Genomic DNA, 13,767 nt, shown 5'->3' on the forward strand with positions numbered 1-13,767 from the left:
CCACCTTACGGGCGTCGGACGCCCGTAAGGTGGCCTTAACGGCATTTGAGTCCTTTGTGGACTACTGGGGCTGGGGCGCGTCGTTTTCGGGGACGACGTAGACGGCGGTGCCGTAGGCCGCGATCTCGCTGGCGGTCTGGGCGATCTCGTTGCAGTCGAAGCGGAGCGCGAGGACCGCGTTCGCACCGTATGACATGGCCTCCTCCGACAGCCGGTGCAGCGCCTCGTTCCGGGAATCAGCCAGCAGTTTCGACAGGCCCTTGAGCTCACCGCCCGCCATCGCCTTGAAGCCCGCCCCGATGTTCGAGAACACGTTACGGCTGCGCACGGTGAGGCCGAAAACCTCGCCGTAGACACGAGTCACCCGATAACCGGGCAAATCGTTCATGGTCGACAGGAGGACCGGGAACTGCTGCGGATCGGGTCGCGTCATGGCCGGATCGTAGCGGCCACCGGCGAGGACCGGCCAGATTTCAGCGGCGGCGCGTCCCCGCCCGATACGCCGCGACGCGCTCGGCGTCGTGGGTCAGCGCCGCGGCCACCAGCTTCTCCATGGGTTCGCGGCGTTCCTTTTCGTAAGCGGCGAAGGCGGACAGCGCGTCCGGCCGGGTGCGCAGGCATTCGCCGAGCGTGACGGCGTCCTCGATCGCCATCGACGCGCCCGCGGCCGCCGCGGGGGAAAAGGCGTGGACCGCGTCGCCCACCAGGACCATCCGCGGCGTCGACCAGTGCGGCACCGAGGGAAGGTCGTACGCGTGATCGCCGAACACCTCGTCCCCGCTCGCCGCGATGATTTCGGCCGGGGGCAAGGATTCTCCGGGGAAATCGGAGGCAGCGGGGGCATATCCTGGCGAAGCCTGCTCCCGCTGCCGACCGGGTGCGGGTGTCCCGCGAAATACCGACAGAGCCAGCTCACGCCATCCGGCGGGCGTCGTCACGGCGATCTCGTCGCGGCTCCGTTCGGTATCGGGGACGCGGGCGAACCAGGACGTCACCCCGTCCGGGCCGGTGGTACAGCCGAACGCGGCGAACCGGCCCTGGACCATCCGGTAGATCCCGGGCGCGGCCGCGACGTCGCGGGCGTAGCCGTACACCACGCTGATCCCGGTGTAGCGCGGTTCGGGGACCGCCGGGTCGATCAGCCGCCGCACCAGCGAACGCAGGCCGTCCGCGCCGACGAGGATGTCGCCGCCGGCCGACGTGCCGTCCGCGAACCGCGCGGTCACGCCATCGGCGCCGTGATCCGCGCCGACGAGCCGTTTGCCGTGCCGGACCGGGATTCCGCGCCGGACCGCCTCTTCCTGCAGCACGCGATAGAGCGCGGCACGCGTGATCGTCCTCGGCCCCGAACCGTCCTCATAGGACCGATTCGCTGCGATCGTGCCGTCGGGCGCGACGAGTTCGAGACCGGTGGAGGCGACCGACGCTTCGGCGACCGGTCCGTCCGCCCCGATCTCCCGCAGCGCCGCCATACCGTTGGCCATGAGCACCAGGAACGCGCCCGCGTCCGCGCCACCACTGCGGTGGGCCTCGAAGACGGCCGGCTCGTGCCCGGCCAGTTGCACCGCCATCGCCGTGGCCGCGCCCGCGACCCCGCCGCCCGCGATCAGCACCCGCACCCGTGCCCCTTCCCCGCCGCGGCGGTCCGGCGTGCCGCCGTCACCGACCGTACCGGTACCCGGCGGCACGCGAAGGGACCGCGTGGAGGTCAGGAGGCCGCGCCGGAAGCGTTGATGTCGCCGTTGACGCCCGCCGGGTAGAAACCGCCGGAGGTCACCTTGTCCTTGTTCAGGTAGGCGATGTTGAGCACCCGGTCGGCGCTGCGGCCGAAGGCGATGCCGTTGCCGTCGGCGGGCACCAGGTTCGCCCGGCCGCCCGCCAGCACGCCCTGGTCGTCGTCGCCCTTGCCGTCGAGGCCGTCCCGCGCGTCGGACAGTTTGTTCGTGACCTCGCCGAGGCCACGCTCGAACAGCTGCGAGCGGACGATCCCGGCGTGGTAGGCCTCGACGGCGAGCATGCCCGCGGCGGCGTCGAGGAACGTCTTGTTGGTGATGAGCGGGGCCGCGCCCTTGTAGGCGGTGACCCCGACGTCCTCGAAGAGGAACGCGGCCAGCAGGAAGTTGTTCTCGCTGGCGAACGGGTCGAACGTCTGGCCCTGCTTGATCAGCCCGGACGCCTGTGCCGCCGCGGTGAAGCTGTTCTGGAAGTCGATCTGTGGCTGCGCGACCGCCTGGTTGCCCAGTGCCTGGCGCAGGAAGTTGACGTGCGCGATCTCGTCGCCCGCGATCTCCTGCGCGATCTGGCGGACGGCCTGGCTCTTGAACTGCACCGCGTGCCCGCCGGCTACCCCGCCCAGCTTCCCGACTCCGCCGGTCAGCTGGACGGGCAGGCCGTACCCGGAGACCGCGAACGAGTACAGGTTTGCTTCCAGGTACTCCAGGTTCAGGGCGAAGTTCAGGACGGCGGCGTCACTCGCGGCACCGTCGGCGCCCTTGGCGGCGGCCTGCTCGGCCGGGGACGGCGCACCCGCCGAAGCCACCGACAGGGTGCTGCCGAGGTACCCGGCTCCGACGAGCCCGAGCCCCGCCGCTCCCGCGGTCCTGAGGAAGCGGCGGCGATCGGTGGCGTTCTCCGCGCTGCGGGAGACCAGATGCCGCACGTAGCGTTTTCCGAACACGGGAAGTCCTCTCTGGCTGCTCACCCACCCGCAGGGGCTTCGGAGCAGGCACGCGAGAGGTTCGGTCCCGTGTCCGGAAAAGTTCGGCTCCGCTCAGCTCTTCTGCGCGGCGGCGAGGCGGACGCAGACCGCGACGCCGCGGAGTGCCTCTTCGACCTCGGCCAGTTCGGGGAACGTCGGCGCGATCCGGATGGTCGCGTCGGCGGGGTCGTCGCCGTGCGGGTGGGTGGCCCCGGCGGGGGTCAGGGCGATCCCGGCCTCCTTGGCCAGCCGCACGACCTCCTTCGCGGTCCCCTCGGGCACGGTCAGCGTGACGAAGTACCCGCCGAGCGGCTTGGTCCACGACGCCAGCCCGGTGCCGCCGAGCTCCTCGGTGAAGATGCGGTCCACCGCGGCGAACTTCGGCCCGATGATCTCCGCGTGCTTGCGCATGAGCGCGCGGACGCCGTCGGCGTCACGCAGGTACATCGCGTGCCGGAGCTGGTTGACCTTGTCCGGGCCGATGGTCCGCTTGCCGACCAGCGCCGTCCACCAGTCGATGTTGGCCTGCGACGCGCCGAAGAACCCGACGCCGGAGCCGGCGAGAGTGATCTTCGAGGTGGATCCGAACACGAACACGCGGTCGGCGTTGCCCGCTTCGGTGGCCAGCGCCAGGATGTCGGCCAGCTCGGGCTCGGCGTCGGTCAGGTGGTGCACCGCGTAGGCGTTGTCCCAGAAGATCCGGAAGTCCGGCGCCGCGGTGGTCATCGTGGCCAGCCTGCGGACCGTGTCGTCGCTGAAGGTGATGCCGGTCGGGTTGCTGTACTTCGGCACGCACCAGATGCCCTTGATACCGGCGTCCTCGGCGACGAGCCGCTCGACGACGTCCATGTCGGGGCCGGACTCGGTCATCGGGACCTGGATCAGCTCGATGCCGAACCGCGCCGAAAGGTTGAAGTGGCGGTCGTAGCCGGGAACCGGGCAGAGGAAGGCGATCCGGGGCTCGTCGGCCCAGCGGCGCTCGGCACCGGGAAGCTTGCTGAGCAGCGCGTGCACGGTGGCGTCGTGCATCAGCTCGAGGCTGGAGTTGCCCGCGGCCAGCAGCTGCTCGACCGGGACCCCGAGTGCGGGGGCGAAGATGCGCCGGAGCTCGGCCAGGCCCTTGAGCCCGCCGTAGTTGCGAACGTCGGTGCCGTCTTCGGCGGTGTGGGCGCCATTCGGGAGCGAAAGCAGCTCGGCCGAGAGGTCCAGCTGCCGGGGGGACGGCTTGCCGCGGGTGATGTCGAGGCGGAGACCTCGCTCGACCAGCGCCGCGTAATCCCGGCGGGCGCTGTCGGCGTCGACAGAAGCAGTGGTCATGGGGTAACGCTAACCCCGCGCGCCCGGCCGCCGTCGGCTGGTCCGTTTTCGGGTCGTTACGCTGCGTCCCGTGATGTTCGTCGTGCACGCCGACTACCGGCAGTTCTCCTTGCGGGACAAGGCTTCCCACCAGTCATGGCTGCGTACGCACCCGCGGCGGGACGTCTGGACCGACGAGGCGGTCACCCGGCACCGGATCGGAGCCGAACCTCATTCGCTTTCGATCGGCACCGCCCGGTCGGATCTCGTCGAAGTGATCGTGAACGTGGGTGACACGCCTCCCGCGGTGCTCGCCGACGCGGATCACGTGGTGGAAGCCGATCTCGACGTGCCGTCCGGGGAGCTGTCCCTGTTCGGCCCGGCGGACTATCCGGGCCAGCAGCGGCACCTGCCGGTGGCACCGGGCCGGTACCGCGTGCGGGTGTCCTACCTGCAGGCCGGGCCGCCGGACGCGGAGTGGAACGACTTCGAGTACGGCGACCATCTGCGGTACGTGCTCGATCTCTGGCCGGTGCCCGCGGCGTCGGATCTCGTGGTGCTGAAACAGGGCGGGGATCTCTGGGACGGCTGACACGCCGGAAATGCCGGCGGCGGCACCGGATCCCCCGGTGCCGCCGCCGATCCCCCTTACCTACCCCCGGTCCCAGGTGACCGGAAGACTGCGCACGCCGTAGATGTTCTGGTGGTCGGGACGCAGCGGGACGTCCTCGGGCGGGACGGCCAGCCGCAGCGTCGGGAACCGGGTGAACAGCGCCGGGAAGGCGACGCGCATTTCGACCCTGGCCAGCTGCTGGCCGAGGCACTGGTGGATGCCGTGGCCGAAGGTCACGTGCCCGGTGGCCTTCCTGGTCAGGTCGAGGACGTCCGGATCTGCGAACTTCGCCGGGTCACGGTTGGCGGCCTGCATCGAGATCGTGACCGACTCCCCCGCCTTGATCACCTCTCCGCCCAGCTCGACGTCCTCCAGCGCCGCCCGTACCCCGGTGTGCGTGATGCTCAGGTAGCGCAGCAGTTCCTCGACGGCCCCCTCGGCGATGCCCGGATCGGCGCGCAGCGCGGCGGCCTGCGCGGGGTTGCGCAGCAGGGCGAAGGTGCCGAGCGCGAGCATGTTGGCGGTGGTGTCGAGACCGGCCCCCAGCAGGAACGTGCCGAGTCCGGCCAGTTCCTCGTCGGTGAGGTCGCTGGCGGTCAGCTCGCTGAGGATGTCGTCGGTGGGCTCGGCACGCTTGGCGGGGACCAGCTGACCCACGTAGTCCATCAGCGCGGCGTACGCGGCCATCTGCTCTTCCGGGGAGATTTCGGTGTTGCCCACCGTCGCCGCATACCCCTGGAAGGCCTCGCGGTCGGCATAGGGAACACCGAGCAGCTCACAGATCATCACCGCGGGAACGGGATGCGCGAACGCCTGGACCAGGTCCACCTCCGGGCCCTGCCGTTCCATGGCGTCGAGGTACTCGGCGGTGACCTGCTCGACGTGGTCGGTGAGCTGCCGCATCCGGCGCACGGTGAACCGGGCGGTGAGCAGTTTCCGGTAGCGGGCGTGCTCCGGGTCGTCGATCCCGGTCAGGTCGCCGGGCGGCGCGGGCGGTATCTCGATGCCCTCCGCCCCCGGCATCGGATAGTGCGCCAGCTCGTACCGCGAGCTGAAACGCCGGTCGGCCAGTACCGCGCGGACCTCCTCGTAGCCGGTGACGAGCCAGCCGACGTGCCCGTCGGGGTAGGTCAGCCGGATCAGCGGGCGCTGGTCGCGGATCCGGCCCAGCTCGGCGGGCGGGTCGAACGGGCACCCCGCGGGACGTGCCACGGGAAGGTCGCTGAGGCCGGCGATCGCTTCGTTCTGCATCGTGCACTCCACTCGTTCGTGTTCGGTCAGCGGTCCGTGGTCGTCCAGGTCACGGGCAGTTCGTGGACGCCGTAGATGTTCATGTCGGTCTTGAGCTTCACGTCGCCGGCCGGAACGGCGAGCCGCAAGCTCGGGAAACGCCGCAGCAGCCCGGTGAAACCGGCCCGCATCTCGATGCGGGCCAGCTGCTGGCCGAGGCACTGGTGGACGCCGTGGCCGAAGGACAGGTGGCCGCGGGCCTTGCGGTGGAAGTCCGGCGTGTCGGGGTCGTCGAAGCGGCGGGGGTCGCGGTTGGCGGCCAGCAGGGCGACGACGACGGTCGATCCCTCGGGGATGGTTTCCCCGCCGAGTTCGATGTCCTCGGCGGCGTAGCGGTAGAAGATGTCCGCAATGGACAGATAGCGCAGGAGTTCCTCGACCGCGTCGGGCATCAGTTCCGGATCGGCGCGCAGTCCGGCCAGCTGCCCGGGATGCTCCAGGAGCGCGAAGGCGCCCAGCGCCAGCATGTTCGCGGTGGTCTCGTGACCCGCGAACAGCAGCAGGAAGGCCACCCCGACCAGCTCTTCGATGCTGAGGTCCTCATCGCGGGCCAGATCCGACAGGATGTCGTCGCCGGGTTCGGCGCGTTTACGCGTGACCAGTTCGGCCAGATACGAGGTCATCGCCTCGTACGCGGCCATCTTTTCCTCGAGCGTCACGTCCTTTTCCAGGAACTTGGTGGTGTTGACCTGGAAGGTGTCCCGGTCGGTGTACGGGACGCCGAGCAGCGCGCAGATCACCAGCGACGGAACCGGCAACGCGAATTCCCTGACCAGATCGACCGGCGGAGCCAGCCGCGCCATTTCGTCCAGCTGCCGTTCGGTGATCTCGATGATCTGTGCTTCGAGCTGGTTCATGCGCCGGACGGTGAAGGCGCCGGTGAGCTTGCGCCGCAACCGGGTGTGGTCCGGCGGGTCCATGGCGACGAACATGCCCGGCGTCTGCGGGGACGGTTCGGTTTGGACGGGCATGCCGGGCGTCTCGAACGGCAGGTGGATGATGCCGAGGTCCTGGCGCGAGCTGAACCGGGTGTCGGCCAGCAACTGACGGACCTCGTCGTAGCCGGTGACGAGCCAGCCCTCATGGCCGTCGGGGAAGATCAGCGGACTGACCGGGCGCGCCTCCCGCAGCCGGGTGAGGTCGCGGGGTGGGTCGAACGGGCCCGCGTCGCGCTCCATCGGGAGGCCCCGCGGAACGGGAACCGTGTGAGTCATCGGATTTCCTTACGTGGCAGGCGAACTTGCTCAGCGGGAGTACTCGCGGTTGAACAGCTTTTTCGACCAGAGGTAGCTGCCGAGGGCGATGACGGCACACCAGCTGAGCGCGATCCACCAGTGGTTCCCGACCGGCTTGGCCATCAGCAGGCCGCGCATGGTTTCGATGATCGGCGTGAACGGCTGGTACTCGGCGAACCAGCGCAGGCCGGCGGGCATGGAGCTGGTGGGCACGAACCCGCTGCCGAGGAAGGGCAGCAGCATCAACGGCAGCAGGATGTTGCTCGAGGACTCGACGCTCTTGCTCACCAGGCCGAGCGCGACCGCGAGCCAGACGAGCGCGAACGTCACCACCAGCAGGAAACCGGCCAGTGCGAACCACGCGCCGACCCCCGCGGCGGGCCGGAAACCGACGAGCAGCGCCACGCCGGTCACGACGGCCGTGCTCAGCACCGCCTGGATCACGCTGCCCAGCACGTGCCCGGTCAGCACCGAGACGCGGGCGATGTGCATGGTGCGGAACCGGGCGATGATGCCTTCGGTCATGTCCATCGCGACCGAGACCGTGGTCCCCTGGACCGTGGCCGTGATCGTCATCAGGAGGATCCCCGGCGCCAGGTAGTTGACGTACTCGGCGCGCCCGCCGGCGGCTCCGCCGAGCCCCGCTCCCATCGTGCCGCCGAAGACGTAGACGAACAGCAGCAGGAAGATGATCGGCATCCCGATCAGCTGCACGGTCATCGACGGATAACGGATCATGCGCTTGAGGTTGCGGCGCAGCATCGTCGCCGAGTCGCGCAGCGGATGGAACCGGAGGCCGGCGGGAGCCGGTCCGGCGAGGGCGTGAGCGGCGGTGCTCATCGGATGGTCACCTTCCCGTTCTGGGAGTTCTCGTTCGCGGAGGTCTGGTTCTCGGAGTTCTTCGGATTGCCGGTGAGGGCGAGGAAAACGTCGTCGAGGTCGGGGGTGTGCACCGACAGCTCGTCGACCTCGATGGCACGCTCGTCGAGGCTGTCGATCAGGTGCTTCAGCGAGCGGAGGCTGCCGTCGCTGGGCACGCGCAGCGCGAGCGCGTCGTTGTCGTGCGAGACCTCGCCCAGTAGCCGCGTCGCCGCGTCGAGGCCGTGGGTGTCGGCGAACCGCAGGCGGACGTGCCCGCCGGGGATGCGGCGCTTCAGCTCGTCCGCGGTCCCCTCGGCGACGAGCCGGCCGTGGTCGAGGACGCCGATCTTGTCGGCCAGTTCGTCGGCCTCCTCCAGGTACTGCGTGGTCAGGAAGATGGTGACGCCGCTGATCACGAGTTCCCGGACGATCTGCCACATGCTCCGGCGGCTGCGCGGGTCCAGGCCGGTGGTCGGCTCGTCGAGGAAGATCACCCGCGGGCTGCCGACCAGGGTCATCGCGAGGTCGAGCCGCCGCCGCATCCCCCCGGAGTAGCTCGACGCCGGTTTCCCGGCCGCGGCGACCAGGTCGAACTGCTCCAGCAGCTGGGCGGTACGCCGCCTGCCCTCGGCCCGGCCGAGGTGGTTCAGATCCGCCATCAGCCGCAGGTTCTCTTCGCCGGTGAGCAGGTTGTCCACCGCCGAGAACTGGCCGGTGACGCCGATCGCGGCACGCACCGCGTCGGGTTCGCGCGTCAGGTCGTGGCCCGCGACCCTGGCCTCCCCCGCGTCGGCGTTGATCAGAGTGGACAGGATCTTGACCGTGGTGGTCTTCCCGGCGCCGTTCGCGCCGAGCAGCGAGTAGACCGTGCCCCGCGGCACGTTCAGGTCGAGCCCGTCGAGCACGACGTGATCGCCGTACGCCTTGCGCAGCCCCTTCACCGCGATCGCGGTCCGGGCGTGGTCGGTGGTCATGGTTCCCCCTGGAAAGGTTGGCAGGTAAGCGGAAAGGGGTCAGGAACGGCGGATCGTGATGTCGCCGTAGGAGGTGCGGGCACGCACCTCGACGGTCTCGTCGGACTCGTCCGGCCGGGTGGCGCTCTCCATCAGGTTGTGCACCTGCCCGAAGCCGGTGTGCACCTCGAGCCAGGCAGCGGTGCCGTCGGCGACGCCGACCTCGAGGTCGCCCATCGAGGTCGCGAGCATGACCGAACCGCGGACCACCTCGCCGATGCGAATGCCGCCGTTGGCGGTCTTCGCGTCGACCCCCGCGCCTGCCCTGCCGACGAAGATGTCGCCGTTGGCCGCCCGCGCCCGGACTTCGCCGGCGACCGCGTCGAACTCGGTGTTGCCGTTGGAGTTCTTGACGACCACCGAGCCCTCGACCTCGCCGATGCGGACCTTGCCGGAACTCGTGTGGATGTCGGCATTGCCCGCGACGCCGTCCGCGGTGACGTGGCCGGTCGACGTGTCCAGGTGCAGCGAGCCGGTGTGCTCGAACTGGAAGTCCCCGACGGAGGTCTTCAGCCGGCACTCGCCGAGCCTGCCGGTGGCGCGGAAGCCCCCGACCTGCGCGTCGCCCGCCACGTGCGAGCCGGTGGGCAGTTCGATGGACACCGTGACCGACCTGGTCTTGCGGGAGAAGTCGAACGCCCGCGCCTTCGGGCCCTTGATCTGCAGGCGGCCGTTCGCGTATTCGACGCGGACCTGGCCCGCGGCCTTCACGTCGGACTCGTCGGCTGGGTTGGTCGGACGCACTTCGACGACCGTGTCGGCGCGGTCGCTCGCGCTGAACCGCACATCGCCGACACCGAGTTCGAGCGTCACGGAAATCGGTTCGGGTGTCTCGAAAATGGGCATAGGTGTCCCCTCGGAACGGGTGGATGAGACGTCCCCGCAGGTCAGGGACGTGGTGGTGGAAAGCGGCTCCGGTGGCTAGCGCACCCAGCCGGTGTACTTCTGCTTGCCCCATTTGCCGGCGTAGGACTCGGGGCGCTGCTGCTGCTCGCGGCCGGAGTGCCGCAGGCTGGCCGCGGCAGCCCGGACCAGCCAGGCGTTGACCGAGCGGCCCTCCTTGGCGGCCGCCTCCTCGACCGCGGCCTTGAGCTGCTCCGGAAGGCGTACGTTGATCCGCGCGGTGGGACCGTCCTCGGCGATCGGCGGCCCGTCGTCCAGATCGGCCGCCGGTGCCTCGGTCTCGGCCGCGTCCGGCCCCGCCTCGGCGGGCGGCGTGGTCACCACGAAGTTCGGATCGCGTCCCCGCAGGCGCACCTCCACCGATCCCGGAGCCAGGTCCCGGGTGATCTCGTCGGCGGCGGCCGCCAGCGCGTCCAGCAACGTCATCCGGATCGCCGATTCGAGCGACCCGGTCAGGCGCTCGACCAGCGCACGCGACTCCTCGCCACCCGCTTCGGCCAGGGTGGCGAACTCACTTCCGAGATTGCGTACATACGAGGTCAAGTCCATGGCACCACTATGGCACACGTGTGGCACCACCGCAAGCCATGTTGGCTCAGAAGGTGCCACACGTGGCACCGGCGCGTGCCACTACGGTGTGCGGAGTGAAGCGGGTACTGGTCACCGGGATGTCGGGAACGGGCAAGAGCACGCTGCTGGACGAACTCGCGGCACGGGGTCACCGGACCGTCGACACCGACTACGGCGGCTACCACGAGACGATCGACGGCGAACGGCTCTGGCGCGTGGACCGGATCGGCGCCCTGCTTTCCGAGGTTTCCGCCGCACCCCTGTTCGTGCAGGGCACGACGCGGAACCAGGTCCTGTTCTATCCCCGCTTCGACCACATCGTGCTGCTCAGCGCTCCGGCCGACGTCCTCGTCGAGCGGCTGGCCGCCCGGACGACCAATCCCTACGGGAAAACCTCGGCGGAACTCGCCGAGACGCTCGGCTATCTCAAGACCGTGGAGCCGCTGCTCCGGGAGTCCGCCACGCTCGAGGTGGTCACGACGGTGCCGGTCGGGCGAGTGGCCGACATCGTTCTCGAGCACGTGCTCTGACGCCCGCGCCCGCCGGCCACGCGGATCAGAACAACGTCATCGGCTCGTGCGACTCGGGTTCGGGCAGCGGCTCCAGTTCGGGTAGACCCGCGCGTACCGCGTCGTGAAACTGACGGGCCAGCACCAGCGATCCGGCGTTGTCGGGCGTATGGAGGAACACCGTCGGCGAACGGCCCTCGCGCAGCCACGCGGTGACGACGTCGATCCACGGCCGCCAGCCCGCGACGGTGGCATCGACGTCGTCGCGTCCGTGGTAGCGCACGATCGGGTACTCGGTGAGGGCGCGGGTGCGGCGTGCCACCCGCGGCTTCTTCGCCCAGGCCTCGCGCTCGCCGGGGCTGACCGGGCGAGCGGCGAACAACGTCGTGGTGTCGAACGGCATCCATTCGGCGCCGACCCGCCCCAGCACGTACTCCAGCTGCCGCGCGGCCTTGTCGTCGTCGAAGAACGCGCGATGGCGGACCTCGACGGTGTACCGGTAGGTCGGCGGCAACTGCCGCAGAAACCCCGCCAGCACACCGAGATCGGTCGGCCCGAAGGACGCGGGCAGTTGCAGCCACAACGCGTGGGCACGCGGCCCGAGCGGTTCGATCGCGTGCAGGAACGCCCGCAGGTCCGCCTCGGCACCGGTCATCCGCCGTTCGTGCGTAATGGTTTTCGGCAGCTTGACCACGAAGCGGAACTCGGGGGCGGTCTGGTTCGCCCAGGACTGGACGGTGTTCCGCGCGGGTGTCGCGTAGAAGGTGGTGTTGCCCTCCACCGCGTTGCACCAGCCCGCGTAGGAGCGCAGCCGTTCCCGCGGATTCGGCTGCAGCTCCTGCCAGGCGGTGTGCGTCCACATCGCGCATCCCACATGAAGCCGCATGCCCGCGACGTTAGTCCCCGTACGTTCTTGACCTCGACACCGGCGTCGAGGTCGCGGCCTCATCCCGAGGCGAGCAGGTCCAGTCCGAGGTGCGTGCAGCGATGCCGCACCGCCTTGCCCTCCCGCTGCGAGACGACCAGCCCCGCCGCGCGGAGGGTCTTGGTCTGGAGGGAGGCCGCGGCGACGGTGACGGACAGCTCCTTGGCGAGTTCACTGGTGGTGCGGTCGAAGGTCAGCACACGGAGCGCTCTGGCACGCGTAGCGCCGAGCAGGCCGGAAAGCGGATCGGCGGCCGCGCCGGAGGTGAGCAACGGCAACGGGGTCAAGGCCGGGTAGATCAGTATCAGCGGGCCGTCGCCGTACCGCGCGATGAGCGGCGGACCGGCCCACAGCAGTGACGGCTGCAGGCTGATGCCCTGCCCGGTGAGCGTGATGTCGACCTCCCGGGGGAAGTCGATCTCCAGTGTCATGTCCCGCCACCGGATCGACGGGGACAGCCCGGTCAACGTGGCGCGCAGGCCGTCCCGCGCGAGAATCCGGGCGCGCCAGGCGGTTTCGGCGTGGAAGCTCGCCCGCAATCGAGGCCAGGCCTCGGCAAGGGTGGCGCGATAGGCCGTGCGCAGCGCGCCTTCCAGTACCTTCCAGGCCTCCTTGTCCCGATCGGCGAGCCCACGGACCCATGGCGTACGGGGCCGGTCGATCGCGCACACCCGCTCGAGCTCGGCGCGAACGTCGAGCCGCGAGGCCGACATCACCCGGTCGACCCCCTCGTCCATCGTGGGGCTCGGCGGATCGAGGAACATCGGGCCCGCGCCGAGCGGCGACACCAGTTGCGCCAGCGGGCTTCCTTCGACCGCGAAAGTCCGCGCCATCCGATGCCGCCACGGGGCGAACGCCGGATGCGGATCCCGGCGCTGCAGCATCTGGATCGCCAGCGTCAGCTCACCCAGCGGCGCCGGATGTTCGGCGATCGAAACGCGCAAGAGATCGTCCACAGTGCAGCGAATGCGCAGCACTACTCCCCCCAGCGTAGTCACATTCAAGCCTGAACTTGAACCATTGTGGCACCCGCGCGCGCCGCACCACAATCGCGACGACGGGGTAATTCCTTCCTCGCGTGATCATCGTCTTTGTCCGGAAACAGGGAGATTTCATGCGTTCGAAAATCAGACTGCTCTGCGGCGGCGCGATGCTGGCATTGCTGGCGGCCGCGACGTTCACCAGCCCGGCGGGCGCCACCTCCGGCGGCTTCACGGGTCAGCTGCGGAGCGCGGGCTTCTCCGCGGCCCAGGCCGCCGAACTCCAGAGCACGATCGACCACGACCCCGCGGCACGAGGCGGAAAACAGTTGGCAGCCAACAGAGTCGAGGCCGCGGACGGTTCGGCCATCACCTATACCCTGCCCGGCGAGAAGTACGCGCACCTGCTGGGTGACGGCCTCGACGGCAACGACGCCAGGACACCGTTCGTCCTGTGCTCCTACGGTGCCTTCTGCGGCTGGCCGAAAGCGAACTACGAAGGCAGCGGCCGCACATGGGCGGCCTGCGGCAAGTACTTCGAGATTCCGGACGGCTGGAACAGCGGCGGTTCGTGGATCAACAACCAGACCCACCACTACACGACGTCGATGTACGGCAAGAGCCACAACCACGTGTTCACGACCGACCCCGCCTACTCCTCGGACTCGCACGGCAACTGGGGCCCGGTGTGGTACGTCAGGAACAACTGCTGAGCGCCGGCGCGGGCAGGTTTCGCCAGCCCCCCCCCGCCCCCGGCGCCCCCCCCGCCGCCCGCGCCGCGAGCCCGCCCGACCCCCCCGCCGATGGCGAGCGTGCCGCCCGGGCCGACGATTTTGTACAAGGTCTCGCGGGCGGTCGGCCGGGTCACTGGGCG

At 69.9% G+C, this 13,767-nt stretch carries 15 protein-coding genes; 3 read left to right on the forward strand and 12 right to left on the reverse strand.

Annotated features, from left to right (window positions below):
- Positions 1-61: 61 nt before the first annotated feature.
- The 4 genes from ACFW0G_RS17740 to ACFW0G_RS17755 form a co-directional block, all read right to left on the reverse strand.
- The gene (locus tag ACFW0G_RS17740; protein WP_378326385.1) at positions 62-433 is read right to left on the reverse strand and encodes a YbjQ family protein; all 372 of its coding nucleotides are present in this window, start codon (positions 431-433) and stop codon (positions 62-64) included.
- 40 nt (positions 434-473) lie between these two features.
- Positions 474-1,688, reverse strand: a complete 1,215-nt coding sequence (locus ACFW0G_RS17745) for an FAD-dependent monooxygenase (protein ID WP_378326386.1) — start codon at positions 1,686-1,688, stop codon at positions 474-476.
- 20 nt (positions 1,689-1,708) lie between these two features.
- On the reverse strand, positions 1,709-2,677 hold the full coding sequence (locus ACFW0G_RS17750) for a ferritin-like domain-containing protein (protein ID WP_378326387.1): 969 nt from the start codon (positions 2,675-2,677) through the stop codon (positions 1,709-1,711).
- Positions 2,678-2,770: 93 nt separating this feature from the next.
- On the reverse strand, positions 2,771-4,015 hold the full coding sequence (locus ACFW0G_RS17755; RefSeq protein ID WP_378326388.1) for an aminotransferase class I/II-fold pyridoxal phosphate-dependent enzyme: 1,245 nt from the start codon (positions 4,013-4,015) through the stop codon (positions 2,771-2,773).
- A 73-nt stretch (positions 4,016-4,088) separates the two neighbouring features.
- Between ACFW0G_RS17755 and ACFW0G_RS17760 the strand changes: the two genes are divergently transcribed.
- Entirely contained in the window at positions 4,089-4,586 is a 498-nt protein-coding gene (locus ACFW0G_RS17760; RefSeq protein WP_378326515.1) for a hypothetical protein, read from the forward strand.
- 60 nt (positions 4,587-4,646) lie between these two features.
- Here the strand turns inward: ACFW0G_RS17760 and ACFW0G_RS17765 are convergent, their stop codons facing one another.
- The 6 genes from ACFW0G_RS17765 to ACFW0G_RS17790 all read right to left on the reverse strand — a co-directional run bounded on the left by ACFW0G_RS17765 (position 4,647) and on the right by ACFW0G_RS17790 (position 10,458).
- Positions 4,647-5,858 carry a cytochrome P450 gene (locus tag ACFW0G_RS17765; protein ID WP_378326389.1) on the reverse strand — a complete coding sequence of 404 codons (1,212 nt, stop codon included), beginning with the start codon at positions 5,856-5,858 and terminating at the stop codon, positions 4,647-4,649.
- Between the two features lie 26 nt (positions 5,859-5,884).
- Positions 5,885-7,111 (reverse strand): cytochrome P450, encoded by a 1,227-nt coding sequence (locus ACFW0G_RS17770; RefSeq protein ID WP_378326390.1) that lies wholly within the window; start codon positions 7,109-7,111, stop codon positions 5,885-5,887.
- Positions 7,112-7,141: 30 nt separating this feature from the next.
- A complete protein-coding gene (locus tag ACFW0G_RS17775) occupies positions 7,142-7,972 on the reverse strand; it encodes an ABC transporter permease (RefSeq protein WP_378326391.1) in 831 nt (276 codons plus the stop codon).
- Positions 7,969-8,967, reverse strand: coding sequence for an ATP-binding cassette domain-containing protein (locus tag ACFW0G_RS17780; RefSeq protein ID WP_378326392.1), 999 nt, complete (start codon positions 8,965-8,967; stop codon positions 7,969-7,971). Before ACFW0G_RS17780 ends, ACFW0G_RS17775 begins: the two co-directional genes overlap by 4 nt.
- A 39-nt stretch (positions 8,968-9,006) precedes the next feature.
- Positions 9,007-9,852, reverse strand: coding sequence for a DUF4097 domain-containing protein (locus ACFW0G_RS17785; RefSeq protein WP_378326393.1), 846 nt, complete (start codon positions 9,850-9,852; stop codon positions 9,007-9,009).
- Positions 9,853-9,927: 75 nt separating this feature from the next.
- Complete coding sequence (locus ACFW0G_RS17790) at positions 9,928-10,458, reverse strand: YlcI/YnfO family protein (RefSeq protein WP_378326394.1); 531 nt, start codon at positions 10,456-10,458, stop codon at positions 9,928-9,930.
- Between the two features lie 95 nt (positions 10,459-10,553).
- On the opposite strand from ACFW0G_RS17790, the gene ACFW0G_RS17795 reads away from it, so the two are divergent.
- Complete coding sequence (locus tag ACFW0G_RS17795) at positions 10,554-11,009, forward strand: AAA family ATPase (RefSeq protein ID WP_378326395.1); 456 nt, start codon at positions 10,554-10,556, stop codon at positions 11,007-11,009.
- A gap of 25 nt (positions 11,010-11,034) precedes the next feature.
- Here ACFW0G_RS17795 and ACFW0G_RS17800 read toward each other — a convergent pair whose 3' ends face one another.
- Together ACFW0G_RS17800 and ACFW0G_RS17805 are read right to left on the reverse strand one after the other, a co-directional pair.
- Positions 11,035-11,850, reverse strand: a complete 816-nt coding sequence (locus tag ACFW0G_RS17800) for a DUF72 domain-containing protein (RefSeq protein WP_378326516.1) — start codon at positions 11,848-11,850, stop codon at positions 11,035-11,037.
- Between the two features lie 83 nt (positions 11,851-11,933).
- Positions 11,934-12,890, reverse strand: a complete 957-nt coding sequence (locus tag ACFW0G_RS17805) for a hypothetical protein (protein ID WP_378326396.1) — start codon at positions 12,888-12,890, stop codon at positions 11,934-11,936.
- A 137-nt stretch (positions 12,891-13,027) separates the two neighbouring features.
- Between ACFW0G_RS17805 and ACFW0G_RS17810 the strand changes: the two genes are divergently transcribed.
- Positions 13,028-13,606 carry a hypothetical protein gene (locus ACFW0G_RS17810; protein ID WP_378326397.1) on the forward strand — a complete coding sequence of 193 codons (579 nt, stop codon included), beginning with the start codon at positions 13,028-13,030 and terminating at the stop codon, positions 13,604-13,606.
- The last annotated feature ends 161 nt before the right edge of the window (positions 13,607-13,767 follow it).

Origin of the sequence: Amycolatopsis sp. NPDC058986, from assembly GCF_042741125.1 — a bacterium.
Taxonomy (GTDB): Bacteria; Actinomycetota; Actinomycetes; order Mycobacteriales; family Pseudonocardiaceae; genus Amycolatopsis.